This window comes from Afifella sp. YEN Y35 (assembly GCF_047553465.1).
Lineage (GTDB): Bacteria > Pseudomonadota > Alphaproteobacteria > Rhizobiales > Afifellaceae > Afifella > Afifella aestuarii.
In genome coordinates, this window is record NZ_CP180203.1 from 2,420,427 (window position 1) to 2,445,787 (window position 25,361).

Consider the following 25,361-nt stretch of genomic DNA (forward strand, 5'->3'; position numbering starts at 1 on the left):
CGCCCCGTCTTCACGATGGCGCCGCATCAAGGCTTCCAGGAAGGAGCCGGTGAATGGCTGACAAACGCTCCGGCGAGGAGCGCCGGGAGAAGACGGACGGCGGACAGGGGCCTATTGCCGATACCGACCTGGAACGTCGCTTTGCCGACCTTTCGCGCACCCTGGACAAGGGGAGACGGGTCAGGCAGGCCGCTGAAGCGCCTGAGCGCACCGATTCGTCGGGATATGCGCTTGCGTTACGCATCGCCAGCGAGTTTATCGCAGGTGTTCTGGTCGGAGCGGCCCTGGGATGGGGATTGGACGAGGTCGCAGGGACCTCCCCCTGGGGGCTTATCGGCTTTCTGATGCTGGGATTTGCCGCCGGCGTGCTCAATGTGATGCGCGCCGCGGGTAAAATAGCCGGGCCTTACGACAGGCTCGACAAGGACAAGGACGGCGGGCCTGCCCGTCACGATTGAGGCGAGGCCGATTAAGGCCCGGGGAAGCAAGGGGTAGGCTGTGGCGAGCGAAGCGGCGACGCATTCCGACACCGTGGATCCGATCCACCAGTTTCACATCAACAATCTGGTCGATTTCGGCCAGATCGGCCACAGCACGTTCGCTTTCACCAATTCGGCGCTGTTCATGGCCATTACGGTGATGCTGATCGTCGGCTTCATGATGCTGTCGACGCGCGGCCGCGGCCTCGTGCCGGGGCGCATGCAGAACGTCACGGAGATGTTCTACGAGTTCACGGCCAACATGCTGCGCGAAGCCGCCGGATCGGAAGGCATGCGCTTCTTCCCGTTCGTCTTCACGCTGTTCTCGTTCATCCTGGTGGCGAACCTGATTGGCATGGTGCCGTATTTCTTCACCGTGACGGCGCATATCGTGATCACGGGCGCGCTCGCGCTTCTCGTCATGGCGATCGTGATCGGCTACGGCTTTTCCAAGCACGGCTTCGGCTTCCTGAAGCTCTTCGTGCCCGACGAGGTGCCTGGGCTCATCCTGCCGATGATCGTGGCCATCGAGATCCTTTCGTTTATCTCGCGGCCCGTCAGCCTCTCCATTCGTCTTTTCGCCAACATGCTGGCCGGTCATATCACCCTCAAGGTGTTCGCCGGCTTCATCATCTCGCTGTCGACGTTCGGCGTGATCGGCTGGGCCGGTGCGGTCCTGCCTTTCCTGATGGTGGTGGCTCTCACGGCCCTTGAAATTCTTGTGGCTGTCCTGCAGGCCTATGTCTTCGCAATTCTGACCTGCATGTACCTCAACGACGCGCTGCATCCTTCGCACTGACGGCGCGATTTTTTCTCCATCCTCTTCCAACACGCAAGGAGCATGAACATGGAAGCAGATGCTGCAAAGCTGATTGGCGCGGGCATTGCCTGCATCGGCATGGGCGGGGCCGGCGTTGGCCTGGGTTCGCTCTTCGGCCACTTCCTCGAAGGCGCATTGCGCAATCCCGCGGCTGCGGACGGCCAGTTCGGCCGCCTCATCTTCGGCTTCGCGGTCACGGAAGCGCTGGGCATCTTTTCGCTCCTGATCGCCCTTCTCCTCATCTTCGCCGTCTAAGCCAGACAGCGAAGACGGCGCGCCGGAGGCACACGCCACCGGCGGCCGAACGGCTTGAGGAGAAGAGCACGTGGTAACAACGGCACTCGCTCAGACGGCCGCGGAAACGGCGGCGGAACATACCGAAATCGCGGATTCGGCCCATGGCGCGTTTCCGCCTTTCGATCCGTCGACGTATCTCTCGCAGCTCATCTGGCTCGCGGTCTTCTTTGGCCTGCTCTATTACCTGCTCAGCAAGATGGTGCTGCCACGCATTGCCACCATCCTTGAGGAGCGGCACGACCGCATCGCCGACGATCTCGCAGAGGCAGAAAAGCTGAAGCGGGAGAGCGACGAGGCGATCGCGGCCTACGAGCAGGCGCTCGCCGAAGCCCGGCAGCGCGCTCACGGCATCGCCCAGGACGCCCGAGACAAGGCGAAAGCCGAGGTCGAGGACGAACGGGCGAAGGCCGAGGCGGAGCTCGAAGAGAAGCTGCAGGCCGCCGAAGCACGCATCGGCGAGGTGCGCGACAAGGCTCTCGCCGAAGTCGACGCGATCGCCAAGGAGACGACCGAGGCGCTCGTTGAGACCCTGTCCGGAGAAGCTCCGGCAGATGCGGAGGTCGGGTCAGCCGTCTCCGCCGCCATGAACGAGCGGAGATAACGATGGATGCAACCAGCCTAGCTTCGCTGTGGGTCTTCATCGGCCTTCTCACCTTCCTCGGCATCATGATCTATCTCGGCGTGCCGAAGATGATGACGGCCGCGCTCGACAAGCGCTCGGAGAAGATCCAGCACGAGCTCGACGAGGCTCGGCGCCTGCGGGAAGAGGCGCAGGCGCTTCTGGCCGAATATCAGCGCCGCCGCCAGGAGGCCGAGGAAGAGGCGGCCGGGATCGTGGCGCTTGCCGAAAACGAAGCGGCCGCCCACGCCGCCGAAGCCAAACAGCGGCTCGAGGAATATATCGAGCGCCGCACGCGCGGTGTGGAACAGCGCATCGCTCAGGCCGAGGCCCAGGCGGTCAGCGACGTGAAGGCACGGGCGGTCGATGTGGCCGTCGCAGCCTCCGCAAAGATCCTCGCTGAACAGAACGAGGGCGCGGTCGGTCAGCGGCTGATCAACAGCTCCATCGAGGGCTTGAAGCGGCACTGAGCGGATTCGACAAAGAGACGACAAAAGGCGGGCCTTGGCCCGCCTTTTTCTTTTTCGGCAGACAGTTTATTCGACAGACGTCCGGCGGGACCTCGCCGGGCAGCGCGTGGCTGAGCGCGGGTGGGCCCGCCCTCTTCGCGGCTCTGCTCTCTACCTGATTGCCGGGCCTATTTGCCGGCGAGGAGCGCCGCGATGGGCGCAAAGCTCGTGCGGTGGAGGCGGCACGGCCCGAGCCGCGTCAGGGCGGCTCTGTGGGCCGGCGTCGCGTACCCCTTATGGGAGCCGAGCTCGTAGCCAGCAAACACCCCGTCGCAATGTGCCATCATCCGGTCGCGGGAGACTTTCGCCACGATCGACGCGGCGGCGATCGACAGCGAGGAGGCGTCTCCGCCGATCAGCGCCTCGCACGGCAGATCGATGTTCGGCACCTTGTCCCGTCCGTCGACGAGAACTGCGTCGGCCGCTTCCGGCAGACTTTTAAGAGCGCGCGCCATGGCGAGGAGCGCCGCATTGCGGATGTTGATGCGGTCGACGGTGGCCGTCGAGCAATAGGCGACGGCGACATCGGCACAGCCGAGGATCTCTTCATAGAGTTCCTGGCGGCGCAATGCGGTGAGCGCCTTGGAATCATCGATGCCGACCGGGATGTTTTCCTGATCGAGAATCACGGCGGCGGCCACGACCGGGCCGGCGAGCGGGCCCCGGCCCACCTCATCGACGCCCGCGATGCGACGGTAGCCAGCAAGCAGCAGCCGCGTCTCGGCCTGGAGATGCGGGCCGGCAGCCCCGGAGGCCTTGGCTGATTTTGCAGCGCCCTGCTTCGGAGCTTTCGGTTTACGAATCGTCTTTGTCGCCGACATGGACCGCCGATAGGCCGCGGCTACTCCCGATGCAAGCCGGGCGCTCGCCCACGAAGCCGCGCTTTCCACCTTCGGACACAGGCTTCTTGGGCCCTTGGCGCCGGTGACGTCTAGAAGAGCTTCAGCTGGCCGCCGACCGGCACCGGCGGAGAGAACAGATCCGTGCGCATATCGTAGCGCCGTTCGTTCAAACGCAGGCGCTTTGCCGCCAGCTCGAAGCGGCGACCGATCTGCCAGGCGTAAGGCCCCCTGCCCCGCTGGCGCTCATGCCAGGCCGAATCATAATCCTTGCCGCCCCGCATGGAGCGCATCAGCGACAGAACATGTTCGGCCCGGTCCGGGAAATTCTCCTGAAGCCATTCCTTGAAGATCGGCGCCACTTCGAGCGGCAGCCGCAACAACACATAGCCGGCAGAGGTGGCGCCTGCCGCCGCGCCCGCTTCGAGAAGGCGCTCGATCTCATTGTCGTTGATGGCCGGCACGATCGGCGCCGTCATGATCGAGACAGGAATGCCGGCTTCGCTCAGGCCTGAAATCGCTTCAAGCCGTTTCGCCGGCGTCGAAGCCCGCGGCTCCATCAAGCGCGACAGCTTATGGTCAAGGCTCGTCACGGAGAGGCCGACTTTGACGAGCCCCTTCTCCGCCATCGGCGCGAGGATATCGAGATCGCGCAGAACGAGCGCCGATTTGGTGACGATGCCGACCGGATGATTGGCGGCCGAAAGCACTTCGAGCACATCGCGCATGATCCGGTACTGGCGCTCGACCGGCTGGTAAGGGTCGGTGTTGGTGCCGATCGCAATCGGACGCACCTCGTAGCCCGGCGCGGCGAGTTCTTTCTCCAGAAGCTTCGCCGCATCCGGTTTGGCGAAGAGCCGCGTCTCGAAGTCGAGCCCCGGCGACAGGCCCATATACGCGTGCGTCGGCCGGGCGAAACAATAGGCGCAGCCGTGCTCGCAGCCGCGATAGGGATTGATGGACCGGTCGAAGGAAATGTCGGGTGAGGCATTGCGGGTGATGATCTTGCGCGGCCGCTCGATCGTCACCTCCGTGCGCAGACGGGGCAGCTCGTCGAGGCTCTCCCAGCCATCGTCGACGATCTGCCGCGTCTGTTTTTCGTAACGGCCCGTCTCGTTGGAGACGGCCCCGCGGCCGCGCCGCACGAGCGGACGCAGCGCGGTGGAGATCTGTTCGGTCCCCCCATCTTCGGAGGCGGAGTTTGCCTGGCCGAGCGCCACCCAGGCCGCATCGCGCTCTGCGCGAAACCGTGACGACGCAGAGGATGCGGCAGTCCGCTTTGCGGCTGCTGCGGAACCGCCCCTTGGGGTGTGGGGTGTGGGCGGGGCGAAGGTGGCGCTCGGCTCAGGCATAATGAGAATATAGCGCGAACATAGGAACATTACAAGAACAAAAGTGACTTTATTCCTAGGCAAAGCGAGGAAGCCGGGGATTGGACCATCCGCCTTAACGAAACAGTTACCTTTCTGTTGGGTTAAGAGCCGGATTTCGCTAGCAAACCAGCATGATCACCGTGCTTCTTTCCGTGCCTGAAGATGCGCAGCATCTGGCGCGCAGCCTCACCGCCCTCGTTCCGGCGGCGGTCGAGGGTCTGGTGCGCGACGCCTATGTCGTCGGCGCGCCCAACGATGAAGAGATCGAAGCGGTGGCGGATGCTGCCGGCGCGGAACTCATAGGCCGCGAAGCTCTCACAGAGACCATCGCTTCCGCGCGCGGCGAGTGGCTTCTCCTGATGGAAGGCGGCGCCCGCCCGCTCGACGGCTGGATGACGGCGGTTCGCGAGTGGATGGAAGAGCCAGGCCGCGGGGCCGCGAGCTTCACCCTCGCCGGCAAGCGCAAGACGCTCTTCGGTTTTCTGGAGCGGGAGGAACCGCTTCGCCGCGGCGTGCTCATGCGCAAGGCCGATATGGCGGCGGCCGGCGCGGACGACCTCAAAGCTCTTGCCCGCGGACAGTCCACCAAACGCCTTTCCGCGCGGATGGCGCCGCCGGCCTGAGAGGCCTCAGCCGCGCTTCAGATGCTCGTCGAGCCGCGGCATGATCTCGACGAAATTGCACGGCCTGTGGCGGTAATCGAGCTGGCTCTTCAAGATGCCGTCCCAGGCATCCCGGCACGCCCCCGGCGAGCCCGGAAGAACGAAGATGTAGGTCGCATTCGCCACGCCTGCGGTGGCGCGCGACTGGATCGTCGAGACGCCGATCTTGTCATAGGAAATGCGGTGGAAGACCGCTGAAAAGCCGTCCATGCGCTTTTCAAACAGGGGCTCGAGCGCCTCCGGCGTGACGTCGCGGCCCGTAAAGCCGGTGCCGCCCGTGGTGATGATCACATCGATCGCATCATCGGCGATCCAGCCCTGAACAAGCTTGCGGATGTCCTCAACATCGTCGCGAACGATGTCGCGCCCGGCGAGAACATGGCCGGCGTCGCGAATACGCTCTTCGAGCGTGTCACCGGAACGATCATCGGCAAGCGCGCGCGTATCCGACACAGTCAGCACCGCGATCTTGACGGGAATGAAGGCCCGCTCGTCGCCGCTTTGCGTCATTCCATCTCCCGGGCTCGAAACACAGAGTGAGTCCAGAGAGGACGCAACGCTTCCCCCGTCAAGAGAGGGGCGGAGCTTTGAGATCCTTCGGGCACGCGCCTCACACCCCGGGCGGCAGGCGCGGCCTCGTCAGGAGGTCGCGTCCGTCTCTTTCGTTTTGTCGCCGCTCGCCTCGCTCGTCGTCGCCCCGGACGCGTCGTCGGAGCCATCTCCCTGCGCCACGTCCGCTTCGGACGCCTCCTCGGGTTCGGGCGCCGGCGGCAGCTCTTCTGGATCGGGCTGCAGGACGGCCGTCTGCGGCGTCAGCATGCGCGGGCTCGGCACGGCGGAGAACGTCTCGCGCTCATGTTGCGGCGGCGGGGCGCGGCGGGTCGTGCGGTAGACCGAAAAGATCGCCATGGCGAAATGGGCCACCGCCGTGGTGACGAAGAGCCCTTGCGGGCCGAAGCTTTCCATCGTGCCGGAGGCGACGAGCGGCCCGGCCATCGTGCCGATGCCGTAAAGAAGCAGGAGGCCCGAGGACACCTGCACGAAGGAAAGGTCGCTCGCAAAATCGTTCGCATGGGCGACGGCAAGCGAATAAAGCGCGTAGGATGTGCCGCCATAAAGCGCGAAAGCGACGCTGAGCACGATTGGATTATGCGGCGCGAAGACCGCCAGCCCCGTTCCGACCAAACCGGAAAGAAGCGCTGCGCCGCCGATCATGTAACGCCGGTCGATGCGGTCGGAGAGCCGTCCCGCCGGCATCTGGATCAGCGCGCCGGCAATGATGGCGATGCTCATCAAGGTGGCGATGTGCGCCGTACCAAGGCCGATCTGAAAACCGAACAACGGCCCGAGCGTGCCGAAAGCGCCGTTTGCCACGCCGACGAGGAGCGTCGCCACGAAGCCGACCGGCGAATTCTGAAAAAGCCGCTTCAGATCGAGCGTGACGCCAGCCAGAGGCTGGGGAGCTGCCGCACGCGACAGCGACAAAGGCAGGAGCGCCAGACAGAAGAAAATCGCCCCGACCATAAAAGAGGTTTCACGGGCGGGATCACCGACGGCCACGAGCATCTGCCCGACGACGATCGCAACATATGTGATCGTCATGTAGACACCGAAAATCGTGCCGCGGTTTTCGTTGGTGGCGCGCTCGTTCAGCCAGCTTTCGATGATCATGAAGCAGGCCGCGAGCACGAAACCGGAAAAGACGCGCAGAAGGATCCACGACAGCGGCGTCACGATCATCGCATTCAACAGGATGATGACGGCCGCGGCCGCGGCAGAGGCGGCAAAAGCGCGAATATGGCCGACCTGATGGACGATACGCGGCGCCATGAAACAGCTGGCGACGAAGCCGATCGCCCAGCCCGTGCCGACGAGGCCCAGCGAGAACGTCGAAAAATGCTCCAAGCCGCCGCGGATCGGCAGCAGGATGGAGTGCAAACCGTTCGCAGTCAGCAAGAAGGCCACGCTCAACAAGAGCGCAGCGATAGGAAGAAGTTGCCTGGCCATGATGGACGCCGAATTGCCGCGAGCCGCCGGTACCCCTGCGCATCGGCGACGGTCAAGCCCTCACGCGTTCACGCTTTGCGACAGCTTTGTCAGCCGTTCAGTCTTTAGGATCTTCGAGGGCGGCTTTCAGAGTCAACAGATCGCGCCAGACGAGCTTTTTCTGCAGCGGATTGCGCAAGAGATAGGCCGGGTGAAACGTCGCCATGGCACGGACCTGGCGGGCCCCCGTGTCGAAATCGATCCAACGACCGCGCAGCCGCGTGATGCCCATCGTGGTGTCGAGCATTTCCTTGGCGGCGGCATTGCCGAGGAGGATCAAAAAATCGGGATCGGCGAGACGGATCTGCTGCTGGATAAAAGGCCGGCAGATCGCCCGCTCCATCGGCGAGGGATCGCGGTTCCCGGGCGGCCGCCACGGAATCGTGTTGGCGATATAGACGCCGCTGCGATCGAGCCCGATTGCGGCGAGCATGCGGTCGAGGAGGCGTCCTGAACGCCCGACAAACGGCAGACCCTGCAGATCCTCGTCGCGGCCGGGCGCTTCGCCGACCAGCATCACCCGACCTTCGGGGTTCCCGTCGGCGAATACCAGCTGCGTTGCCGTGCGCTTCAGATTGCACCCGTCGAAGCCCGCCAGAATTTCGCGCAGTTCCTCCAGCGAGGCCGCGCTGCGGGCGGCTTCACGCGCGGCCATCACCGCCTCTTCCGACGGAAGGGCCGCCGGGGCGACCGGCGGCGGCGCTACTGGCGGCTGCGGGCGCGCTTCGCTCCGGCGCTGCCTCTCGGCAGGCGCACGCGCCCCGTCGTCGCGGTATTGCGCGCTGGCGGGTCTGCCCTGTTGCTGCGAGGGCGCCTGGCGGGCCGCCATCTCGCGGGCGGCCATCCTTTCGCGGGTTTCTTCGAAACGGTCGACGCCCACCTCCTCCACGGCACAATCGACGCCGTTCTCAAGATAGAAGCGCAACAGCTCCTTGAGGGGGGCGAGAGAGATATCTGGCGAAAGCGGGCTCACCAGACCTTTCTGCCATCATGCGCGCCGGGGCGGAAGAGGAGGCTTGCCCGCAACGCGTCAACCCGCCACGCTCAAAGCCCGCAGAAGGCCCGCTTGCGGCATAGACAGACGAGACGAAGCGGGTTTGCATTGAATTTGAGCGGGACGACGTTTTATCCCTTGGGCCCCCACTCTCATCTGGAGAAAAGAATGGAAGCCGCCGAGACGCCCGAACGTGAGAGCATGGAATACGACGTTGTCATCGTCGGAGCTGGACCGGCAGGACTTGCAGCGGCCATCCGCTTGAAGGAACTCGACGAAAAAATCTCCGTCGTGGTCTTGGAAAAGGGTTCCGAGGTCGGCGCCCATATTCTTTCCGGCGCGGTCATCGACCCGATCGGCCTCGACAAACTCATCCCCGACTGGCGCGACGATCCGGACCGCCCGCTGACGACGCATGTCACCGAGGACCGCTTTCTCTACCTGACGGAGAAAGGCGCCACGAAGCTGCCGAACATTTTAATGCCGAAGCTCATGAGCAATCACGGCAGCTATATCGGCTCGCTCGGACGGCTGACCCAATGGCTCGCGGCGCGCGCGGAAGCCCTCGGGGTGGAGATTTATCCGGGATTTGCTGCCGCCGAAATTCTGACCGACGACAATGGCGCCGTCATTGGCGTCGCGACCGGCGACATGGGCATCGGGCGCGACGGCAAGCCGGGCCCCGCCTATCAGCCCGGCATGGCGCTTCTCGGCCGCTACACGCTGATCGGCGAAGGCGCCCGCGGCTCGCTCGCCAAGGAGCTGATCGCCCGCTTCGCGCTCGACGAGGGTCGCGAGCCGGCGAAATTCGGCATCGGGCTCAAGGAGCTCTGGGAAGTCGAACCGGACAAGCACAAGCCGGGCCTCATCCAGCATTCCTTCGGCTGGCCGCTCGACAACAAAACGGGCGGTGGCTCGTTCCTCTACCATTTCGGGGAAAACCAGGTGGCGATCGGCTTCGTCGTGCATCTGAACTACGAGAACCCGCATCTGGAGCCCTTCCAGGAGTTCCAGCGCTTCAAGACGCATCCGGCGATCAAGAGCCTCCTGGAGGGCGGACAGCGCATCAGCTACGGCGCGCGCGCCATCACCGAGGGCGGCATCCAGTCCGTGCCGAAGCTCGTCTTCCCGGGCGGCGCACTGATCGGATGCTCGGCGGGCTTCGTCAACGTGCCGCGCATCAAGGGCACGCACAACGCCATGCTGTCGGGCATGCTGGCGGCGGAACATGTGGCCGGCGCTCTGGGTGAAGGGCGCAGCCAGGACACGGTGGAGAGCTTCGAGGCGAGCTGGCGCGAATCTGAAATCGGCCACGACCTCAAAAAGGTGCGCAACGTGAAGCCGCTCTGGTCGCGGTTCGGCACACGCCTTGGCGTGATGCTCGGCGGCCTCGATATGTGGACGAACTCGCTCTTCGGCTTCTCTTTCTTCGGCACGATGGGCCACGAGAAGCCCGATTATGCATGCCTGAAGCCTGCTTCCGAATGCCCCAAGATCGACTATCCGAAACCCGACGGCGTCATCACCTTCGACAAGCCCTCTTCGGTGTTTTTGTCGAACACCAATCATGAAGAGGACCAGCCGGTGCATCTGCGCCTGTCCGATCCGATGACGCAGAAGGAAAGCGAATGGGCCGTCTTCGCCGGCCCTTCGGCCCGCTATTGCCCGGCCGGCGTCTACGAATGGGTGCAGGAAGACGGCGCCGAACCGCGCTTCGTCATCAATGCGCAGAACTGCGTCCACTGCAAAACCTGCGACATCAAAGATCCGAACCGCAACATCACCTGGGTCCCGCCGCAGGGGGGCGAGGGGCCGATTTACGTCGGCATGTGAGCGCGCATCCCGCGAGGTGACGAAACCGGGCCCGCAGGTTGTGTCCCACCTGCGGGCTTCGCGAGCCTCCAGACGCTGAGGCCAAAGCGGCGAGGCATCCGAAGGTCATCCCAAGCCCCAAAGAGCCTCAGACCCGACCCTCACGTCCTATGAGCCTCAGCCGACCAGCTTCGTGCCGCGGTAGATCTCGGCGAGTGTCGCATCGAAGCCGAAAGCCGGCAGACAGAGCCTGTCGTCCAGGGAGGTGAACTCCGTCATCTCCCATTCCGTCTCACGCGACCAGAGCCGCACCCTCACCTCGTCCTGCGCGACGGTGAGGCAATAGAGATTGTCGGGATGGCGCTGATAGAGCTCGATCTTACGGGCGATCATCTCTGCAGTGTTGGACGGGGAAATCACTTCCGCAGCCAGGAAGAAGATGGTCGCATAACGTCCCGAAATTTCGGCTGTGGGCACGACCACGACATCGGGCTCAGGATTGAAATCGGCAACGCCGGCAATCCGCACTCCCATTTCCTCGAAGGCTTCCCACTCGGGATGGCTCGTGGCCAGGGCATCGTCCAGAAGCCGCGTCAGGCGTTTGCCGATCTTATGATGCTCGACATCAGGGGGAACCATCATCATGGCGAGGCCATCCACGAGCTGCCAACGCTCTTCGTCCGGCCGCGTCATGTAGAATTCCAGAAACTGATCGGCGGTCCACAGGCCCGAGCCGACCGGTTTTGCCGCCTTTGCCGGCGCGTTCATGACGCCCTCACCGCTCCTCGCGCGGACGATAATGGCCGGTCTCAGGGTCGCGCACGAGAAGTTCGCCACGGTCGTCGGCCCGCACCTTCTCGGCGGCGCGCACCTCACGATCGACGCGCGCCATCTCCCGTTTCAGGACCTTGAACGCGTAATAGCCGCCGGCGGCGATCAATCCGAGAGCGATGAACTGGGGCATCGTTCTAACCTCCGAAACGCTGCCTGAGACTACGCTCTTCGAGCGTATCGAGGAAGCCCTCGCCCGCCGCAGCGGCCAGACCTGCACCGACGCGGCCGGGGCGCATGCCGAAGAAACTCTTCTCCGCGCCGATGAGTTTCAGGCGCACCTTGTCTCCGTACTTCTCGCGCAGCACGTGACGCATATCGCCGAGACGATCCGCAAGCCCCAGCGAGACGGCCGTCTTGCCGGACCAGAAAAGCCCCGAAAAGATCTCGGGATCATCGGCGAGCACGCTGCCGCGCCGCTTCTTGACGAGATCGATAAAAAGCTCGTGCACCTCTTCCTGGATGACTTTGAGGCGGCGGACGTCTTCCGGCTTTTCCGGCTGGAACGGATCGAGGATCACTTTGGATTCCCCCGACGTATAGACGCGGCGCTCGACGCCGAGCTTGTGGATCGCATCGACGAAGCCGAACCCGGCCGAGACCACACCGATCGAGCCGACGATCGAGGCCGGGTCGACGATGATCTCGTCGCCGGCACAGGCGATCATATAGCCGCCGGAGGCGCACACATCCTCCACGAAGATGAACACCCGCTTCTGCTTTTCCTCGGCGAGCGCGCGGATGCGCTTGTAGATCATGTGCGACTGAACCGGCGAGCCGCCTGGCGAATCGATGATGATCGCCACGGCCTCGGCCTTCTTGTTGTCGAAGGCCTTTTTCAACGGCCCCGCCACCGAGGCGAGCGTGAGCCCGGGCCGGAAGCGGCTGCCCCGGCCGATCGTGCCCGACATTCTGATGACCGGAACCACGGGCTCAGCCTTGAACACGCCCGGCAGGAGACTGTGCAACCAATTCGCCATCTGTCTTCCAAACTCTCAAATTCATCAAAGATCGTCTCGGCAAGATGGTCATGCCGCGAGAATTTGCCAGATGCCGTGACGCTTCGGCGCTTCACAGAAGACCGAAATCCGCCTCCCCGCGCAGGATCGCACCGACCGCCTGCGTCCACGCCCCATCGGCTTCATGGAGGACGATGCCGGCGCCGAGCACCAGCGGTGCCTTCCCCTCGAGACGGGCCGAAACCAGCACACGTCCCGCCGCCTCGCCTGCATGGGCATGGAACGGCAGGATTTTCATGCTGCCGAAGCGATGAGCCGCGAGTTCCTTCAAGATGGCGGCCAGCCGGTCTGCCCGATGGACGATGGCGATATCGCCCTTCCGGACGAGCAGAGACGAAGCCGCGGCAATCCAGCGCGGCAGAGGATCCACCTCTGCCTGATGCGCCACCCGGCGGCGCTGGTCGGGCGAGGCGCTCACTTCGCAAGCAGCATAGAACGGCGGGTTCATGAGGACGAGATCGACGCGGGCCGGACGAAGTCGCTCACCGAGTTGCGGCTCCGTCACATCGGCCGCCACAAATCTCACACGCTCGGCGAAGGCCCGATTTGGCGGAAGCCGACGCGCCTCCTCGGCCTGGTGGGCCGCGACCTCGTCGATGTCGACGCCGACGACCTCAAGCTCCGCAGCGCGAGCTGCAACCGAGAGCGCCACGGCGCCGGTGCCACAGCCGAACTCGACGCAGAGGCCTTTTCGCTGCGGCGAAACCGCCGCCTGCAACAAGGCTGCGTCCAATCCCGGCCGGTGGCCGCTCGCCGGTTTCACGAGCGCGATCCGCGCCCCCAGAAAGCCGTGCGTCTCGACCGTCCTCTCGTCTGCGCTCATCGCTCAATCGCTGCCGAGGCCGAGGGAAAACTCCTTGTCGAGCCCGGCATCGCGCAGGATCGCCTTCGCTTCGTCGCGACGCGAGGCATCGACCAGAACGCGTCGCGGCAATATGCCGAGCGAGCCTTCCATGATGCTCATATTGGCGTCGACGACGGAGTAACGTATGTCGGCATCTCGCAAAAGCGCCTCCACAAAAGAGATCAGCGCGAGGTCGTTGGTGCGGATAAGCTCTTCCATCCAGTCACGCTCCGGTCATATAGGGGCGGGTCATCAGGGGGCATGTGTAAAAGGGGGCAGTTGCCTGGATTCCGTCAGCCTTGTAGGGCGCGTGCAATCTGTCCCTTTGCGCGGCGGCTTATCCGTTCTACCCTTTGAAACAGCAAGGAGTTGTCAATTGGGCGTTATCCTCTCGCTCGGAGAGCGGAAAGCAGGCACGGCTTCGCTTGAACCGCTTGTGGAATGCACGCAAGACGGCATGGATGCGGTCAATCGCCTGATCCTAGAGCGGACTGGATCGCAAGTCACGCTGATACCGGAGGTGGCGCGCTATCTGGTCGATTCGGGCGGCAAGCGCATGCGGCCGATGCTGACCGTCGCCTGCGCGCGGGCGCTCGGTTATGAGGGCGACGGCCATGTCCGCCTCGCCGCCGCCGTCGAATTCATGCACACGGCGACGCTTTTCCACGACGACGTCGTCGACGAAAGCGACACCCGCCGCGGCAAGCGCACGGCACGTCTTCTGTGGGGCAACAAAGAGACCGTTCTCGTCGGCGACTTTCTGCTCGGCCAGGCCTTCAAGATGATGGTCGATGTCGGCTCGCTCGATGCGTTGCGCGTGCTCTCGGAAGCCTCGGCCACGATCGCCGAAGGCGAAGTGATGCAGCTCGGCACGGCCAAGAACACGGAAACGACGGAAGACGAGTATCTCGAGGTGATCCGCGGCAAGACGGCGGCCCTCTTCCAGGCTGCAGCCGAAGTCGGCCCGATCGTCGCCGGCGCCGACCGCGCCACCCGCGCCGCCTTCCGTTCGTTCGGCGCCAATCTCGGCATCGCCTTCCAGCTCATCGACGACGCGCTCGATTACGGCGGTGCCACACCAGCGCTCGGCAAAAATGTCGGTGACGATTTCCGCGAGGGCAAGCTCACTCTCCCGGTCGTGCTCGCCTATCGCCGTGGCTCGCCGGAGGATCGCGAATTCTGGCGCCGTACCCTCGTGGAAGGCCAGACCGACGACGAGGCTCTAGCAGGCGCCATGTCGCGTCTCGCCGAAACATCGGCGCTCGCCGACACGGTCGATCGCGCGAAACATTACGGCGCCATGGCCCGCGACGCTCTCGCCCCGGCCCCGGAGAGCCCGGAAAAGGCGGCTCTCCTGGAAGCAGTTGAATTTTGCGTGGCGCGCGTTCATTGAGTCCTGGACTGGGAATTCTGCGAGTGCGGGGGCAAGGCAGGGTACCGGCAAGCCTGCCGGTGCCTATTTAATGGGGCCGGCGATAGCCAATTGTTTGACCGTGGACCCCAACTGGAGATCCCGCATGACATCTTTCCGGACCGTGCCAGCTTTGCGGCCTTTCGTTGCGGCCTGTCTGCTGGCCGCGGCCTTCGCGGCCCCCGCCATGGCAGCGGCCAAGAGCGACGACGATCCGGTCGAGCTCACGAGCCTTGCCGGGATATTTCTCGCCGCGCGGGTGGCTGACGAAACCAAGGACGTCACGCATGGCGCGGAGTTCTACCAGCAGGCCTATGAAGCGGATCCGAACAACGCGGCCTGGCTGGAGCGCGCCGTCGTCCTGACCACGGCTGAGGGCGATCTGAAAACGGCGCTGCCTATGGCGAAAATCCTCGTCAAGAAAGCGCCCGACAGTCAGATCGCGAGCTTCATCGTCACCGCGGATCTTCTCAAGCAGAAAAAGTTCGCAGCCTCGATCAAGACGCTTCAGGGCAACGATCAGGGCGCGCTCGCTGCACTGACGGCGACACTCCTGAAAGCCTGGGCATTGACGGGCCAAGGCAAAACGGATGAGGCGATCGCCCTCGTCGACAGTCTGGAAGGCGAAAGCTGGTACGAGCCGTTCAAGCTCATCCATGCCGGCCTGATGGCCGACGTCGCCGGCAACACCGAAGATTCCCTTGCCCGTTTCGCGAAGGCCTACGAGCAGGACGGCAATTCCGTGCGCGTCGTGGAAGCCTATGCACGCGAACTGGCGCGCGCCGGCGACAAGGACAAAGCCAAAGAGATCCTGCAAGAGTATCTCGACCGCGCCCCGCGCAACCCGCTCGCCATCGACACGATGGCCGACATCGAATCCGGCAAGCCGGTCACGCAGGCGGTGAACACGCCCGTCGAGGGTGCGGCTGAAGCTTTCTCCGGCCTTGGGACCGCTCTCGGCCAGGAGGGCGGCTTTGAACTTTCAGCCGTCTATCTGCGTCTCGCCCTCTACATCGATCCCGACAGCGGCGGCGGTCTCGCAGCCCTGTCTCTTGGCGATATCCTGGACAGCAACGGTCTCGGCGATCAGGCAATCCAAGTGCTGGAGCAGATCCCGGCGCAATCGCCTTTCCGCCCGGTCGGCATTCTGCGAGCCGCCGTCGTTCTCGCGCAGCAGGATCGGATCGACGAAGCGAAGACGGCGTTTGAGGAAGCGATCCGGAAAAATCCCGACGATCTCGCCGCCTACATCGCCTACGGCAACATGCAGCGCGCGAAAGAAAAATACGAAGAAGCCGCCGACATCTACAGCCGCGCGATCGAGCATCTGGACGAGCCGGCTCGGGGCAACTGGACCCTGTTTTATTTCCGGGGCGTCGCCTATGAGCGGGCGAAGCAATGGGCGAAGGCGGAAGCGGACTTCAAGGAAGCCCTCGAACTGTTTCCGGACCAGCCGCTTGTTCTCAATTACCTGGGCTATTCCTGGGTCGATCAGGGCGTGCATCTCGACGAAGCCCTCGGCATGATCCAGAAAGCCGTCGATCTCCGGCCCAATGATGGTTTCATCGTCGATAGTCTCGGCTGGGCCTATTACCGGCTCGGGCGCTACGAAGACGCCGTCGAAGAGTTGGAACGCGCCGTTTCCCTGGAGACCGCGGATCCCGTGATCAACGACCATCTGGGCGACGCCTACTGGAAAGTCGGTCGCAAGCTCGAAGCGCAGTTTCAGTGGCGCCATGCGCGCGACCTTGGCGCCAAACTCCCCGAGCTTGAGGTGATCAACCGCAAGATCGCTGCCGAGCGCCTGGTGGAAAGCGCCCCGCGCATCACGCCGACACCCGAGGCGGAACAGGATTCGAGCCGGACAAAAGCAGCCAAGCCGATCTCCTTCAGCGGTCCTGCCGATCAGGCGTCGGGAGCGCGCTGAGAGTTTCGTCTGGACCGGAGGGCTTTCTTGCCGGCCATTGGCCGAAAGGCGGACGAGCCGTCTCCTCTGCCCGCTCGGTCGATGAAAGATCGCGCTCTTCTGCCTCACGACCGGCGCTGGAGCGGTCCCCGACCGGCTGCTACATCTGAGAAGCTTTGAACGATAACCTCCCTCCCGCCCTCGTGCGCACGGCACCTGCCAAGATCAATCTCGCTCTCCATGTGACCGGAAAGCGGGACGACGGTTATCATCTCCTCGATACGCTCGCCGTCTTTGCCGATCTCGGCGACGCGTTGAGCTTTGCCCCGGCCGAAGACTTCGCGCTCGAGGTAAGCGGCAGGTTTGCGGAGATCGTCCCGGATGGAGCGGACAATCTCATCTTGCGCGCCGCCGAAGCGCTGAAGCGGGCGTCAGGCGCCAGGACGGGCGCGCAGATTGCCGTCACCAAAGAGATCCCCGCGGGCGCCGGGCTCGGGGGCGGATCCTCCGATGCCTCGACCACGCTTCTGGCTCTCGCGGAGCTTTGGGGTGTCGGAATGTCGATGGACGAACTCGTCGCGCTCGGGGCGACGCTTGGTGCCGATGTCCCGATGGGGCTTTTCGGCAGGGCTCTGCGGGCGCGCGGAATCGGCGAAGAAATTACGCTTCTGCCTTCCCTGCCCGCTCTGCCGCTCGTGCTCGCCTGGCCGGCACGGGTGGTTTCGACCGGCAAGGTGTTTCAGACCCTCGGTCAGCCGCCCGGACGCACTCTCCCAGAAGTGCCGGCCAACCTGGGCGATGCGCGCGCGGTCGCAGATTTCCTGAAGACCACGACAAACGACCTCGAAGCCCCGGCGATTGCGCTCGAGCCGGCGATCGGAGAGGTCCTAGAGGCTTTGTCGAAGACGCCTTGCCACCTTGCCCGCATGTCGGGCTCCGGTTCGGCCTGCTTTGCGATCTATGAGACGCTCGATGCGGCCGGCACGGCGGCCGAGACACTTGCCCGCGCGCATCCGCAATGGTGGGTCCGCGCAACCCTCGCTCGCTGAGAGCAGCACCCACACCCTCCCTCGCCGAAAGGATGCGCTCGAGTGCACCCAGGCGTTTGGTTAGCTTGACCCCTCGCCCTCCGCGTGGCAGGCAACGGCCACTATTTCCAAGAGCTACCGGTGATGAACGAAGCGGTTCCCGCGCATATGAGCCCGACGCGCTCCTTTCAGGGCTTGATCCTGACGTTGCAGCGTTACTGGGCCGACAAAGGCTGTGTCATTCTGCAGCCATACGACATGGAGGTGGGGGCAGGCACCTTCCACCCGGCCACGACCCTGCGATCGCTCGGTCCGCGGCCGTGGAAGGCTGCCTATGTGCAGCCCTCGCGTCGCCCGACTGACGGACGCTACGGCAAAAACCCGAACCGGCTGCAGCATTATTACCAGTACCAGGTGATCCTGAAGCCGTCGCCGCCCGATCTGCAGGCGCTTTACCTCGGTTCTCTCGAAGCGATCGGCATCGACGCCTCCGTGCACGACATCCGTTTCGTGGAAGACGATTGGGAAAGCCCGACGCTCGGGGCCTGGGGGCTCGGCTGGGAATGCTGGTGCGACGGCATGGAAGTCTCGCAGTTCACCTATTTTCAACAGGTCTGCGGCGTCGATTGCGCCCCCGTCTCCGGTGAGCTCACCTACGGGCTTGAGCGTCTCGCCATGTATGTGCAGGGCGTCGACAACGTCTACGACCTCAACTTCAACGGCCGCGAAGGCGCGGAGCGGGTCTCCTATGGCGACGTCTTTCTGCAGGCGGAGCAGGAATATTCGCGGCACAATTTCGAGCATGCCGACACCGGCAAGCTTCTGCGCCATTTCCAGGACGCCGAGGGTGAATGCGAAGCGCTGCTCGCGGCCGGGCGGGACGAGGCGGCGCGCAACGGCGGTCCGCACCGGATGGTGCTTCCCGCCTATGACCAGTGCATCAAGGCGAGCCACGTCTTCAATCTTCTCGATGCCCGCGGCGTGATTTCGCCGACGGAGCGGCAGAACTACATCCTGAGGGTCCGCTCCCTCGCCATCGCCTGCGGCGAGGCCTGGCTGATGACCGAGGCCGGAGGCGCCTGAGATGGCTGAAACCGAGACCGAGCCGCAAGAGGCGGGAGTGACCTCGCCGACGCGCGTGCCGATGATCTTCTCCTGCGACAGCTGGACGGCGACCTTTCGCTTCAACCGCTCCGGCCGCATGGAGAGCGAAGCGGCTTACGCGCTGGGCGAGATCGCCTACCGCATCGGCGACGAACCGCTCGTCAAGCGATCGGCGCGTCTCGCCATCGTCAAGCGCGACGCGAACCAGCGTCTGGAGCTGCGGCTGCGCGACAAGATGAGCCGTCTCGTCGTGCCGCTCGACGATTTCGCCATGCAGCGCATGCTGGAGCGGATGAAGGAATACGTCAGCGGCTACAACATGATCATGCGTGTCGTCTTCCAGGCGACCGACACGGATCTGCCGCAATATCTGGAAGCCGTCGACTTCAGTTTCTCCTCGCGGCCGCACGACGCCGCTGAGCCCGCCCCGGCGACCCCGGCGGCGGGCGATGACCATTGATCCGATCCCATGCCCGACCTTCTCATCGAACTCTTCTCTGAAGAAATTCCCGCGCGCATGCAGGCGCGTGCCGCCGAGGATCTGAAACGCCTCGTGACCGACGGTCTCGTCGAGGCCGGCCTCACCTATGAGGGCGCCAAGGGTTTCGCCACTCCGCGCCGCCTGGCGCTCACCGTTCACGGTGTGACGGCGCGTTCCGCCGACGTGAAGGAAGAGCGCAAAGGTCCGCGCGTCGGCGCACCGGAAAAGGCGCTCGAAGGCTTCCTGCGCTCTGCCGGTCTCGCCTCGATCGACGACGCGAAGATCGAGAGCGACCCGAAGAAGGGCGATTTCTACGTCGCCGTCATCGAAAAGCCCGGCCGGGCCGCCGAAGAGATCGTGGCGGAGCTCCTGCCGCAGGTGATCCGCAACTTCCCCTGGCCGAAATCGATGCGCTGGGGAGCGGCCTCCGCGCCGAAGGATTCCGCTTTTGCCGCGGCCGACGCGCTCGGCACCGGCTCGCTGCGCTGGGTGAGGCCCCTGCGCTCGATCCTGTGCATGTTCGGCCCGGAGACGGAAGACCCCGAAATCGTTCCCTTCAAGGTCGGCGACATCGAATCCGGCAACGTCACCTACGGCCACCGCTTCATGGCGCCGGATGCCATCCGCGTGCGTCGCTTCGACGATTACGTGCCGAAGCTTGAGGCCGCCAAAGTCGTCCTCGACCCGGAACGGCGCCGCAACATCATCGCCACGGAAGCCAAGAACCTTGCCTTCGCGCAAGGCTTCGAGGTGGTGGAGGATGCCGGGCTCATCGACGAGACGGCGGGGCTTGTCGAATGGCCCGTCGTTTTGATGGGTCGCTTCGACGAGGCCTTTCTGGAGATCCCCGAAGAGGTCATCCGCCTCACCATCCGCCAGAACCAGAAGTGTTTCGTGCTGCGCGGAGCGGACGGCGCGCTCACCAACCGCTTCCTGCTCGTCTCCAACATCGAGGCGCGCGACGGCGGCAAGGAGATCATTGCCGGCAATGAGCGCGTCATCGCGGCCCGCCTGTCCGACGCCCGTTTCTTCTACGAGCAGGATCTCGCCACGCCGCTCGGCGAATGGGGGGCAAAACTCGAGGCCGTCACCTTCCACGACAAGCTCGGCACGCAGGCGGAGCGTGTCGCCCGGATCGCGACGCTCGCTGGCGCGCTCGCCCCGGTGGTCGACGCCAAGGCCGGAGAAGCCGAACGCGCTGCAAAGCTCGCCAAAGCGGATCTGCCGACCGGCATGGTCGGCGAATTCCCGGAGCTTCAAGGCGTCATGGGCCGCTATTACGCCAGAGCGCAGGGCGAGGCTGCCAATGTCGCCGATGCGATCCGCGACCACTACAAGCCGCAGGGCCCAGGCGATGCCGTTCCCACAGAACCTGTCGCCATGGCGGTGGCACTCGCCGACAAGCTCGACACGCTGACCGGCTTCTGGGCGATCGACGAAAAGCCGACCGGCTCGAAAGATCCGTTCGCGCTCCGTCGTGCCGCCCTCGGCGTCATCCGCATCGTGCTTGAAAACGGGCTCAGGCTGCCGCTTCTGCCGCTCTTCTCCAAGCGCCTGAACGAGACGACATCTGCCGATCTCCTCGCCTTCTTCGCGGACCGCCTCAAAGTGCATCTGCGCGATCAGGGTGCTCGCCACGATCTGATCGATGCCGTCTTCGCACTGCCCGGGCAGGACGATCTTCTCATGATCGTGCGCCGCGTGGAGGCGCTTGCCGGGCTTCTCGCCTCCGACGACGGCCAGAACCTCCTCACCTCCTACCGCCGCGCCGCCAACATTCTGCGCGCGGAGGAGAAGAAGGACGGCAAGAGCTACACGGGCGAGCCCGACCACGCCCTCATTCACGAGAAGGGCGAAGCGGCCGAGCGCGAGCTTCTCGCCGTCATCGAAAGCGTCGAGGTGCATGTCGAAAAGCATCTGAAGCTTGAGGATTTTTCAGGCGCGATGGCATCTCTCGCCGAGCTCCGCCCGGCCGTCGATGCCTTCTTCGACCATGTGACCGTCAATGCCGAAGATACGAAACTGCGCGAAAACCGGCTGAAACTCCTCAACCGCATCCGCGAAGCGATGCACGGCGTCGCCGATTTTTCCAAGATCGGCGGCTGAGGGCGCAAGGCAGGACGAGGGGAACGGCGGCGGCCGCAGCGCCGCCGCGAACCGCTCGGTACATCACCAGAAGCGCCCTCGCCCGCCGCAGGAAAGCTTCAACACCACTGCGAGCGGCCGCTCAGGCCGCCCCCCGGCCCCCTCACGCATTCCGGCTCACCTCCAGCGCCGCGTTGATCGCCGCGCCGAGGTCCTCGTCGGAGACACTTTCGGGGAGGATGGTCGGCTTGATGCCGGGGACGGGTTCCCAAGTGCCACGGCCCGCATAGCGCCACGGATCGACGGATATCCGGCCGTCCTGCAACGTCAGACTGACCGAGCCTGAGCCTTCAAAAAGCGCCTTTTGCGTCCTGACGCGCGCATGAGCCATCTCCCGTGCAACATCTGCTCGAATCTCTTCATCCGAGCCAAATCGAATGAGCCGCTCCCATTCCGGGTGGTCCGGCGTAATGAACCGGCTCGCTTGAAGCGCCTCCCGCGCTTCTCGTCCGATCTCAGCTGCGGGCATTTCGGGCGGGAATCGCTTGTCATATCCGTCCGGGTCCGCGTGGACTGAGCTGTAGACGGCCTGGGAGAAAATCAGAGTATGAGTCAGGAATGCGTGGATTTTCGCCCTCTTCCGCTCTTTCGGAGGGGATGGCTTAGGTTCGAACCGTCGTTCTCGGAGAATCCTGGCTCTGAGCTGCTCGATAGCGCGTTCACGGTTCATTTTATGAAAGTCACCTTGAGTTCAACCCCCTGACCCTCAGCATACCTCACGGCACGTCGAAGCTGAACGATCTGCTCTCTGGTCGTGCCTTCGGGAACTGCGAGCTCGATTTTCTTCCTCTGGATCTCCGTAACCTCGAAGCCTCGTCGTAAATCCTCCTTTCCATCGAAAGACTGCATTTTATCGACATATCTCTTGATGGCGGTGAAAATTTTACTTGGATTCTGCGAATATCCCGCTGCCCTTGTGTCAAGAGTTTTTGCGCTCGTAGCTGTCTTGGTGACGGGGTCGTAAAAATCGATCGTCTTGTAATTCTTGGGCAGCCTCTGGCCGAACTGGCCGGTCGCTTCCAGCGCGTCCTCCCAGGGAATTCCCTGCTCCTTGATGCCGCGGCCCCAGACGATGCCCGGATTGTCGACGATGTTGTGACCGACATGGCCAAGGAGGCGGCGAAGGCGAGCGGCTTCCCGCGTGATTGCCTCAGCCAACACCTTCGCATCGCCAGCCAGATTGCGCAGGCCCACGAGCTTGCCGGCACGCAGCGCGAGGAACGGCGGCGGCACGTTGAGAAGGACGAGCGTGTCGACATAGGCGCGCTCGCGATAGGCCGCCTCGACCTCCTCGCGGGTGGCGAGACCCTGGCGGTAGGCGTCCTCGAGAAGACCCGGGCGTTTCTGCAGGGCAAGCAGATAGGCGCCGAGCGCCTTTGCGAGCTCCGGAGCGTCACGAAAGAAGGTCTCTGCCCTGGCACGGGCGGCGTCGCGCACGCCTTCGAGCTCGGCACGCTCAGCATCGGAAAGCTCGCCCCGTGCCTCACGGCGTAGCAGAAAGACCAACCGGCGCGCCGCCGGCACCTCTTCGACGGCTTCGCCGACCGAGCGAACGCTGTCGAGGACGGCATCGCGGACGGCTTCGACGATTCCGGCGACCGCAGCGGCGGCAAGGCTGAGGCGGTAGCGCAGGCCGGTGTCGGGCGGCGCGGCATCATCGGCAATCGGCTCGATGACCGGTTCGGCCCAGCAGCGGCAATTGTAGGCCACGCCCGGATGACCCTCCTCCGGCGGCTCCTCCCAGAAGAAGACCTTGTCGTCGTTCTCGGCATGTGCGGGCCGGACGCGGGCATCGTCGCGCGAGCACCAGACATAGCGATCGATGCCCAGGCCATGCTGCTGCACCTCGTTGAGGCGGCCGGCAAAGCGGCGAAACAACGTGTCTTCGACGCGCGCAAGAACGGCCTGACGCCGCTCTGGCTCGCTGCCCAGCCGGCGCTCGGCGGCCTTCTGACGGCGATCCCATTCGGCGAGCGTCTCGTCCTTGAGCCAGCTGACATCCGGCAGGTCGATGCGGCCTGGCGTGCGACGGGCGCCGGGCCGCGTCTCGGCGTAGGCACGCACGAAGGCGGCCCGCAGCATGGCGGCGTTGCGGTGAATCTCGGCATTGAGGCGCGCCGCAAAGCGCCGCCGTGCGGCAGCCGGTTCGGCAAAGCTCTTGGTGAAATTCTCCCGACGGACGGAGTGCGCAGTCTCGAGCGCCTGGAGCTGCAGCCGGGCTGCGTAGTGGTTCGCCTTGAATTCAGGCAGCGCTCGCTCAACCTGAAGCATAATCTCTCACCGCACTTCATCGACGGCGCGAAGTGTGCGGGAGGTTTGAGAGGCGGGGATAAGAATGGCGGCCGTGGAAATGGCCGCGTCTCAATGGGCAGGAAACGGCGGTTTCTCGCTCCTTTCGGGTGATCGCGGCCGCCGAGCCGCGCACTTTGTGCATGACGACGTTGCGTCAACCGTCTTGCACGGCGTTGATTTCGCCCCTATCTGAGTCGCATCCGGCACTGCCGGTTTTTGTTTGGCCCATCTTATGCTCAAATTGAGCATAAACATATAAACGGGAGGGGCGAGTATGGTTCAGGGTTCCAGCGCAGCGGCCGCAATCGGCACGGGCGGGAATGTTTCGCTCGACACGGCGGCCGATCGCTACGGCGTGAAGCCTTACCCGGATCTCGCCTACACGCCGGAGATCGCCGAAGCGACGGCGCCGATTTACGAGAAGGTGCGCCATGTCATCCCGGCGATCGAATGGCCGGTGCACGCGCCTTACGTCTACCACATCAACCGCCTGAAGGCGGAGCGCGGGGCCATCATCCTCGCCCACAATTACCAGACGCCGGAGATCTATCACGGCGTTGCGGATATCGTCGGCGATTCCCTGCAGCTCGCGCAGGAGGCAGCGAAATCCCAGGCGGAGATCATCGTCCAGTGCGGCGTGCACTTCATGGCGGAAACCTCGAAGATCCTCTGCCCGGAAAAGACGGTGCTCATTCCCGACAGCCATGCCGGCTGTTCGCTCGCCGCCTCCATCACCGGCGACGATGTGCGGCTTCTGCGCGAGGCGCATCCGGGCGTGCCGGTCGTCGCCTATGTGAACACGACCGCCGACGTGAAGGCAGAGGTCGACATCTGCTGCACCTCCTCCAACGCGCTCGAAGTGGTGGAAAGCCTCGGCGCCAAAGAGGTGATCATGCTGCCCGACCAGTATCTCGCCGCTTGGGTCGCCTCACAGACGGATGTGAAGATCATCACCTGGAACGGGGCCTGCGAGGTGCATGAGCGCTTCACCGGCGACGAGCTGCGCGCCTACCGCGAGGCCGATCCGTCGATCCGCATCATCGCGCATCCGGAATGTCCGCCCGACGTTCTGGCCGAAGCCGATTTCACCGGCTCGACGGCCAAGATGATCGGCTGGGTGCAGAAGGAAAACCCCGGCAAGGTCCTGATGGTGACCGAATGCTCCATGGCCGACAATGTCGCGAGCGAGGCGCCGGGGGTGGAATTCGTGCGCCCGTGCAATCTCTGTCCGCATATGAAGCGCATCCAGCTGCCGAAGATCCTCGATACCCTCGTCTATATGAGCGAGGAGGTCGTCCTCGACCCGATGATGGCGGCAAAGGCTCGCCGCTCGGTGGAGCGCATGGTCAATCTGAAGAGCTGAGTTCTGCCGTGAGGGCTTCGGCATGCGCATCAGAAGGGCAAAGCCCGGCGATGCAGAGGCAGTGAGCGACGTCTTGATCGCATCCATCACCGGCCTCTGCGAAGCCGATCACGGCGGCATTCCCGCCAATATCAAACGATGGACGGCCAACAAGGCGCCCGGCATCGTGGCGGGATGGATCAAAGATCCCGCCTCGACCTTCCTCGTAGCTGAGGAGGATGGCGAGATCGTCTGCGTCGGCGCCTTCAGAGGTGCCGAGATCCTTCTCAACTACGTGAGACCCGCAGCACGCTTTTCCGGCGCGAGCAAAGCCATGCTTGCCCATATGGAGGGGGAAATGCGCAAACAAGGTATCGTTGAGGCGCGGCTGACGAGTACGGCGACGGCGCACCGTTTCTATCGCTCGGCCGGCTGGACGGATGAGGGCGAACACGGAAAGGCGATCGACTTCGCCAAGGCACAGCCGATGTCGAAGCGGCTTTCCTGA

At 64.2% G+C, this 25,361-nt stretch carries 27 protein-coding genes; 15 read left to right on the plus strand and 12 right to left on the minus strand.

Annotated features, from left to right (window positions below):
- Window positions 1-53 precede the first annotated feature (53 nt).
- From ACK8CP_RS11510 to ACK8CP_RS11530, 5 genes are all read left to right on the plus strand, one after another.
- Window positions 54-458: an AtpZ/AtpI family protein gene (locus ACK8CP_RS11510; RefSeq protein ID WP_414831873.1), complete on the plus strand. Its 405-nt coding sequence runs from the start codon at window positions 54-56 to the stop codon at window positions 456-458.
- 40 nt (window positions 459-498) lie between these two features.
- Window positions 499-1,278, plus strand: a complete 780-nt coding sequence (locus ACK8CP_RS11515) for a F0F1 ATP synthase subunit A (RefSeq protein WP_234629446.1) — start codon at window positions 499-501, stop codon at window positions 1,276-1,278.
- 48 nt (window positions 1,279-1,326) lie between these two features.
- The gene (locus tag ACK8CP_RS11520; protein WP_092810041.1) at window positions 1,327-1,554 is read left to right on the plus strand and encodes a F0F1 ATP synthase subunit C; all 228 of its coding nucleotides are present in this window, start codon (window positions 1,327-1,329) and stop codon (window positions 1,552-1,554) included.
- A 70-nt stretch (window positions 1,555-1,624) separates the two neighbouring features.
- A complete protein-coding gene (locus ACK8CP_RS11525; RefSeq protein ID WP_234629447.1) occupies window positions 1,625-2,197 on the plus strand; it encodes a F0F1 ATP synthase subunit B in 573 nt (190 codons plus the stop codon).
- Between the two features lie 2 nt (window positions 2,198-2,199).
- Window positions 2,200-2,685: an ATP F0F1 synthase subunit B gene (locus ACK8CP_RS11530; protein ID WP_128292428.1), complete on the plus strand. Its 486-nt coding sequence runs from the start codon at window positions 2,200-2,202 to the stop codon at window positions 2,683-2,685.
- Between the two features lie 167 nt (window positions 2,686-2,852).
- Here ACK8CP_RS11530 and ACK8CP_RS11535 read toward each other — a convergent pair whose 3' ends face one another.
- Both ACK8CP_RS11535 and ACK8CP_RS11540 read right to left on the minus strand, forming a co-directional pair.
- Window positions 2,853-3,545, minus strand: coding sequence for a ribonuclease HII (locus ACK8CP_RS11535; RefSeq protein ID WP_414831874.1), 693 nt, complete (start codon window positions 3,543-3,545; stop codon window positions 2,853-2,855).
- Window positions 3,546-3,655: 110 nt separating this feature from the next.
- Complete coding sequence (locus ACK8CP_RS11540; RefSeq protein WP_414831875.1) at window positions 3,656-4,915, minus strand: PA0069 family radical SAM protein; 1,260 nt, start codon at window positions 4,913-4,915, stop codon at window positions 3,656-3,658.
- Window positions 4,916-5,067: 152 nt separating this feature from the next.
- Here ACK8CP_RS11540 and ACK8CP_RS11545 point away from each other — a divergent pair, with 152 nt between their 5' ends.
- Window positions 5,068-5,559, plus strand: coding sequence for a glycosyl transferase family 2 (locus ACK8CP_RS11545; RefSeq protein WP_414831876.1), 492 nt, complete (start codon window positions 5,068-5,070; stop codon window positions 5,557-5,559).
- Window positions 5,560-5,565: 6 nt separating this feature from the next.
- Here the strand turns inward: ACK8CP_RS11545 and moaB are convergent, their stop codons facing one another.
- The 3 genes from moaB to ACK8CP_RS11560 form a co-directional block, all read right to left on the minus strand.
- Window positions 5,566-6,108 (minus strand): molybdenum cofactor biosynthesis protein B, encoded by a 543-nt coding sequence (gene moaB / locus ACK8CP_RS11550; protein ID WP_234629450.1) that lies wholly within the window; start codon window positions 6,106-6,108, stop codon window positions 5,566-5,568.
- Between the two features lie 129 nt (window positions 6,109-6,237).
- The gene (locus tag ACK8CP_RS11555) at window positions 6,238-7,605 is read right to left on the minus strand and encodes an MFS transporter (protein WP_370642391.1); all 1,368 of its coding nucleotides are present in this window, start codon (window positions 7,603-7,605) and stop codon (window positions 6,238-6,240) included.
- Between the two features lie 97 nt (window positions 7,606-7,702).
- Window positions 7,703-8,617, minus strand: a complete 915-nt coding sequence (locus ACK8CP_RS11560; RefSeq protein ID WP_414831877.1) for a uracil-DNA glycosylase — start codon at window positions 8,615-8,617, stop codon at window positions 7,703-7,705.
- Between the two features lie 189 nt (window positions 8,618-8,806).
- Between ACK8CP_RS11560 and ACK8CP_RS11565 the strand changes: the two genes are divergently transcribed.
- The gene (locus ACK8CP_RS11565; protein ID WP_414831878.1) at window positions 8,807-10,471 is read left to right on the plus strand and encodes an electron transfer flavoprotein-ubiquinone oxidoreductase; all 1,665 of its coding nucleotides are present in this window, start codon (window positions 8,807-8,809) and stop codon (window positions 10,469-10,471) included.
- Window positions 10,472-10,627: 156 nt separating this feature from the next.
- Here ACK8CP_RS11565 and ACK8CP_RS11570 read toward each other — a convergent pair whose 3' ends face one another.
- The 5 genes from ACK8CP_RS11570 to ACK8CP_RS11590 all read right to left on the minus strand — a co-directional run bounded on the left by ACK8CP_RS11570 (window position 10,628) and on the right by ACK8CP_RS11590 (window position 13,363).
- Window positions 10,628-11,218, minus strand: a complete 591-nt coding sequence (locus ACK8CP_RS11570; RefSeq protein WP_414831879.1) for a Uma2 family endonuclease — start codon at window positions 11,216-11,218, stop codon at window positions 10,628-10,630.
- 7 nt (window positions 11,219-11,225) lie between these two features.
- Entirely contained in the window at window positions 11,226-11,414 is a 189-nt protein-coding gene (locus ACK8CP_RS11575; protein WP_092809203.1) for a hypothetical protein, read from the minus strand.
- Between the two features lie 4 nt (window positions 11,415-11,418).
- Entirely contained in the window at window positions 11,419-12,261 is an 843-nt protein-coding gene (locus ACK8CP_RS11580) for a S49 family peptidase (protein ID WP_128292418.1), read from the minus strand.
- 91 nt (window positions 12,262-12,352) lie between these two features.
- Complete coding sequence (locus ACK8CP_RS11585; protein ID WP_414831880.1) at window positions 12,353-13,123, minus strand: tRNA1(Val) (adenine(37)-N6)-methyltransferase; 771 nt, start codon at window positions 13,121-13,123, stop codon at window positions 12,353-12,355.
- Between the two features lie 3 nt (window positions 13,124-13,126).
- Window positions 13,127-13,363 (minus strand): DUF2007 domain-containing protein, encoded by a 237-nt coding sequence (locus ACK8CP_RS11590; RefSeq protein WP_128292416.1) that lies wholly within the window; start codon window positions 13,361-13,363, stop codon window positions 13,127-13,129.
- A gap of 157 nt (window positions 13,364-13,520) precedes the next feature.
- On the opposite strand from ACK8CP_RS11590, the gene ACK8CP_RS11595 reads away from it, so the two are divergent.
- From ACK8CP_RS11595 to glyS, 6 genes are all read left to right on the plus strand, one after another.
- The gene (locus ACK8CP_RS11595) at window positions 13,521-14,537 is read left to right on the plus strand and encodes a polyprenyl synthetase family protein (RefSeq protein ID WP_234629457.1); all 1,017 of its coding nucleotides are present in this window, start codon (window positions 13,521-13,523) and stop codon (window positions 14,535-14,537) included.
- A gap of 124 nt (window positions 14,538-14,661) precedes the next feature.
- Complete coding sequence (locus ACK8CP_RS11600; RefSeq protein WP_414831881.1) at window positions 14,662-16,482, plus strand: tetratricopeptide repeat protein; 1,821 nt, start codon at window positions 14,662-14,664, stop codon at window positions 16,480-16,482.
- 155 nt (window positions 16,483-16,637) lie between these two features.
- Complete coding sequence (locus tag ACK8CP_RS11605; protein ID WP_414831882.1) at window positions 16,638-17,510, plus strand: 4-(cytidine 5'-diphospho)-2-C-methyl-D-erythritol kinase; 873 nt, start codon at window positions 16,638-16,640, stop codon at window positions 17,508-17,510.
- Window positions 17,511-17,633: 123 nt separating this feature from the next.
- Window positions 17,634-18,572, plus strand: coding sequence for a glycine--tRNA ligase subunit alpha (locus ACK8CP_RS11610; RefSeq protein ID WP_092809197.1), 939 nt, complete (start codon window positions 17,634-17,636; stop codon window positions 18,570-18,572).
- Window position 18,573: 1 nt separating this feature from the next.
- A complete protein-coding gene (locus ACK8CP_RS11615) occupies window positions 18,574-19,053 on the plus strand; it encodes a hypothetical protein (RefSeq protein ID WP_414831883.1) in 480 nt (159 codons plus the stop codon).
- A 9-nt stretch (window positions 19,054-19,062) separates the two neighbouring features.
- Entirely contained in the window at window positions 19,063-21,180 is a 2,118-nt protein-coding gene (glyS, locus tag ACK8CP_RS11620) for a glycine--tRNA ligase subunit beta (RefSeq protein ID WP_414831884.1), read from the plus strand.
- A 142-nt stretch (window positions 21,181-21,322) separates the two neighbouring features.
- Here glyS and ACK8CP_RS11625 read toward each other — a convergent pair whose 3' ends face one another.
- Together ACK8CP_RS11625 and ACK8CP_RS11630 are read right to left on the minus strand one after the other, a co-directional pair.
- Entirely contained in the window at window positions 21,323-21,889 is a 567-nt protein-coding gene (locus ACK8CP_RS11625; protein WP_414831885.1) for a contact-dependent growth inhibition system immunity protein, read from the minus strand.
- A complete protein-coding gene (locus ACK8CP_RS11630; protein ID WP_414831886.1) occupies window positions 21,886-23,490 on the minus strand; it encodes a phage minor head protein in 1,605 nt (534 codons plus the stop codon). The genes ACK8CP_RS11625 and ACK8CP_RS11630 overlap by 4 nt, the downstream gene beginning before the upstream one ends.
- Before the next feature lie 295 nt (window positions 23,491-23,785).
- On the opposite strand from ACK8CP_RS11630, the gene nadA reads away from it, so the two are divergent.
- Window positions 23,786-24,874 carry a quinolinate synthase NadA gene (gene nadA / locus ACK8CP_RS11635; protein ID WP_414831887.1) on the plus strand — a complete coding sequence of 363 codons (1,089 nt, stop codon included), beginning with the start codon at window positions 23,786-23,788 and terminating at the stop codon, window positions 24,872-24,874.
- 22 nt (window positions 24,875-24,896) lie between these two features.
- On the plus strand, window positions 24,897-25,361 hold the full coding sequence (locus tag ACK8CP_RS11640) for a GNAT family N-acetyltransferase (protein ID WP_234629465.1): 465 nt from the start codon (window positions 24,897-24,899) through the stop codon (window positions 25,359-25,361).

Excerpts from the sequence above, each read along its gene's own strand:
- ACK8CP_RS11510 (WP_414831873.1), top strand. The coding sequence starts at position 54 with ATGGCTGACAAACGCTCCGGCGAGGAGCGCCGGGAGAAGACGGACGGC.
- ACK8CP_RS11520 (WP_092810041.1), top strand. The coding sequence starts at position 1,327 with ATGGAAGCAGATGCTGCAAAGCTGATTGGCGCGGGCATTGCCTGCATC.
- ACK8CP_RS11530 (WP_128292428.1), top strand. The coding sequence starts at position 2,200 with ATGGATGCAACCAGCCTAGCTTCGCTGTGGGTCTTCATCGGCCTTCTC.
- ACK8CP_RS11535 (WP_414831874.1), bottom strand. The coding sequence starts at position 3,545 with ATGTCGGCGACAAAGACGATTCGTAAACCGAAAGCTCCGAAGCAGGGC.
- ACK8CP_RS11540 (WP_414831875.1), bottom strand. The coding sequence starts at position 4,915 with ATGCCTGAGCCGAGCGCCACCTTCGCCCCGCCCACACCCCACACCCCA.
- ACK8CP_RS11545 (WP_414831876.1), top strand. The coding sequence starts at position 5,068 with ATGATCACCGTGCTTCTTTCCGTGCCTGAAGATGCGCAGCATCTGGCG.
- moaB (WP_234629450.1), bottom strand. The coding sequence starts at position 6,108 with ATGACGCAAAGCGGCGACGAGCGGGCCTTCATTCCCGTCAAGATCGCG.
- ACK8CP_RS11555 (WP_370642391.1), bottom strand. The coding sequence starts at position 7,605 with ATGGCCAGGCAACTTCTTCCTATCGCTGCGCTCTTGTTGAGCGTGGCC.
- ACK8CP_RS11565 (WP_414831878.1), top strand. The coding sequence starts at position 8,807 with ATGGAAGCCGCCGAGACGCCCGAACGTGAGAGCATGGAATACGACGTT.
- ACK8CP_RS11570 (WP_414831879.1), bottom strand. The coding sequence starts at position 11,218 with ATGAACGCGCCGGCAAAGGCGGCAAAACCGGTCGGCTCGGGCCTGTGG.
- ACK8CP_RS11575 (WP_092809203.1), bottom strand. The coding sequence starts at position 11,414 with ATGCCCCAGTTCATCGCTCTCGGATTGATCGCCGCCGGCGGCTATTAC.
- ACK8CP_RS11580 (WP_128292418.1), bottom strand. The coding sequence starts at position 12,261 with ATGGCGAATTGGTTGCACAGTCTCCTGCCGGGCGTGTTCAAGGCTGAG.
- ACK8CP_RS11585 (WP_414831880.1), bottom strand. The coding sequence starts at position 13,123 with ATGAGCGCAGACGAGAGGACGGTCGAGACGCACGGCTTTCTGGGGGCG.
- ACK8CP_RS11590 (WP_128292416.1), bottom strand. The coding sequence starts at position 13,363 with ATGGAAGAGCTTATCCGCACCAACGACCTCGCGCTGATCTCTTTTGTG.
- ACK8CP_RS11600 (WP_414831881.1), top strand. The coding sequence starts at position 14,662 with ATGACATCTTTCCGGACCGTGCCAGCTTTGCGGCCTTTCGTTGCGGCC.
- ACK8CP_RS11610 (WP_092809197.1), top strand. The coding sequence starts at position 17,634 with ATGAACGAAGCGGTTCCCGCGCATATGAGCCCGACGCGCTCCTTTCAG.
- ACK8CP_RS11615 (WP_414831883.1), top strand. The coding sequence starts at position 18,574 with ATGGCTGAAACCGAGACCGAGCCGCAAGAGGCGGGAGTGACCTCGCCG.
- glyS (WP_414831884.1), top strand. The coding sequence starts at position 19,063 with ATGCCCGACCTTCTCATCGAACTCTTCTCTGAAGAAATTCCCGCGCGC.
- ACK8CP_RS11625 (WP_414831885.1), bottom strand. The coding sequence starts at position 21,889 with ATGAACCGTGAACGCGCTATCGAGCAGCTCAGAGCCAGGATTCTCCGA.
- ACK8CP_RS11630 (WP_414831886.1), bottom strand. The coding sequence starts at position 23,490 with ATGCTTCAGGTTGAGCGAGCGCTGCCTGAATTCAAGGCGAACCACTAC.
- nadA (WP_414831887.1), top strand. The coding sequence starts at position 23,786 with ATGGTTCAGGGTTCCAGCGCAGCGGCCGCAATCGGCACGGGCGGGAAT.
- ACK8CP_RS11640 (WP_234629465.1), top strand. The coding sequence starts at position 24,897 with ATGCGCATCAGAAGGGCAAAGCCCGGCGATGCAGAGGCAGTGAGCGAC.